The 2,510-nt window shown below is 65.1% G+C and carries 2 protein-coding genes; both read left to right on the forward strand.

What is annotated here, in order from left to right:
• Window positions 1-632, forward strand: a 632-nt coding sequence (gene lhgO, locus FJZ36_18940; protein MBM3216976.1) for an L-2-hydroxyglutarate oxidase, incomplete at its 5' end; no start/stop codon positions are given.
• 38 nt (window positions 633-670) lie between these two features.
• On the forward strand, window positions 671-2,510 hold a 1,840-nt coding region (locus FJZ36_18945; protein MBM3216977.1), incomplete at its 3' end, for a hypothetical protein.

Here is a 2,510-nt window from a genome sequence, read left to right on the forward strand (position 1 = left end):
GGAACCTCATCAACTGCGGCGGGCTCCAGTGCGACCGGATCGCGCGGATGTGCGGCGTCGATCCCGGCGTGCGGATTATTCCGTTTCGCGGCGAGTACTACGAGCTCGTGCCGGAGCGGCATCATCTCGTCAAGAGCCTCATCTACCCTGTGCCGGACCCCCGGTTCCCGTTCCTGGGCGTGCACTTCACGCGGATGATCCACGGCGGGGTCGAGGCGGGTCCCAACGCCGTCTTGGCGCTCCGGCGCGAGGGATACCGCCGGACGAGCTTCTCCCTGCGGGACGTGTGGAGCGCGGCGTCCTACGGCGGCTTCTGGCGGATGGTCGGGCGCTACGGCAGGTCGGGCATCGGCGAGTTCTACCGGTCGCTGAGCAAGGCGGCGTTCGTGCGGGCGCTGCAGCGGCTCCTGCCGGAGCTTGAGAGATCGGACATCCAGCCGGGCGGGTCGGGCGTGCGGGCGCAGGCGGTCTCGCCGGACGGGCGATTGGTGGACGACTTCCGCATCGTCGAAGCGGAGAGGATGATCCACGTCCTGAACGCGCCGTCACCGGCGGCGACATCGTCGATCAGCATCGGGGGAACCATCGCCGCGATGGCGCGGGAGCGGTTCGGCGGCGTGGTTGCCGGATGAGCCAGTTTGTTGGATGATGGCTCGGCGGAGAGGAACCGATGAGCGAGATCATCACATTGGACGAGGCAATACGGAACATCCGTGCCGCCTGCAAACGCCCACGGAAACGGCAGCCGTTCTTCTTCATGATCGGCGCCGGCGTATCTGCGCCGACGATTCCTCTGGCGCCGGAGATCATTCGGCACTGCAAGCGAAAAGCCAAGTTGCCTCGCCGGTCCAAGCCGCCTGAGTTTGCCGACGTGTTGGACGAGTACTCGTTCTGGCTGAACCGCGCCTACGGCGATGCGACGCTGCGGCAGGAGTACTTCCGCGGAATCATCGAAGGCAAGTCCATCTCCGATGCAAACCTGCGCCTGGCGCATCTGCTGATGAAAGGGAATGTCGCCAAGCTCGTCGTCACTACGAACTTCGACGACCATCTGTCGCGCGCCGTCTCGCTCTTCGGCGGGCGTCCGATAATCTGCGATCACCCACACACGACGGCACGCATCGATGAGGCAAGCGCGGACCTGCAGATCGTGCACCTCCACGGTAGCTACTGGTACTACGATCTCAAGAACCTCAAGGGCGAGGTCGAGGCTGCGTCAAAGCTTGACCCAGATTCGCCAATGACGATGGCGACTGTGTTGAATACAGCCCTCCGGCATATGGGCATCATCGTCGTGGGATACAGCGGGTGGGAACGCGACGTGTTCATGTCTGCTCTACAACGTCGCCTGGGGGTCGAGAACCCTCTGTCCCACGGCCTCTACTGGTTCTGCTACGAGCGGAAGCAAGTGGGGGAACTTCCGGAGTGGTTGCGCGACCATGGCGACGTCCGCATCGTCGCGCCGGAACCGCGGCCGATCGCTGACGTGGACGATTCCGGCAGAACGCTGAGGGCGGCCGCGCTGGATGACGAGGCAGGCAGGCTGCCGGCGCGTCGGGTGTTCGAGAAGCTGATAGCCGAACTCAAGCTGGACACGCCTACTCTGATGAAGGATCCGCTTGGGTTCTTCGCGGATCAGCTTGAGAAGTCGTTGAGCGCGCCGAGCGCGTACGACATCCATAGCGTCCGCGAGGTGATCGACCGGGTGCGAACGGCGAAGGAGGCAGAGAGCCTTATTGCCACGAAGCTGGAGTCGGTGCGAGACGCGATTCGTCGCGTGCAGTACGTCGAAGCCGTGGACGCTGTCAAGCACGCCAACCCGGACGAGTTCACGCGGCTCCAACGAGCCGACCTCATCCGCCACCTGCGCCAATGTGTTGGAGGCTCATCGGTATCCGATCATCCCGACAGCGTCGTCGCCGCGACCGACGCGATGCTCGCGCTATATGACTCGCTGCACGCAGGCGGAGGGGGTACTGACTACCCAGAACTGGACGGTCCTTTGGCGCAGGCGCTGTTCAACCGGGGCGTGGCGTTGGGTCTGCTGGGCAGGAGCGAAGAGGAGCTCGCGTCCTATGAGGAAGTCGTCCGCCGCTTCGGAGACGCCGACGAGCCGGAACTGCGGGAATGTGTGGCGAGGGCGCTGGTCAACCGGGGCGTGGCGCTGAGGCGGCTGGGCAGGAGCGAAGAGGAACTCGCGTCCTACGACGAAGTCGTCCGCCGCTTCGGAGACGCCGAGGAGCCGGAACTGCGCGTACAAGTGGCGAAGGCGCTGTTCAGCAGGGGCGTGGCGCTGGGGCGGCTGGGCAGGAGCGAAGAGGAACTCGCGTCCTACGACGAAGTCGTCCCCCGCTTCGGAGACGCCGAGGAGCCGGAACTGCGCGTACAAGTGGCGAGGGCGCTGTTCAACCGGGGCGTGGCGTTGGGTCTGCTGGGCAGGAGCGAAGAGGAGCTCGCGTCCTATGAGGAAGTCGTCCGCCGCTTCGGAGACGCCGACGAGCCGGAACTGC

This window comes from Candidatus Poribacteria bacterium, assembly GCA_016866785.1.
Taxonomy (GTDB): Bacteria; Poribacteria; WGA-4E.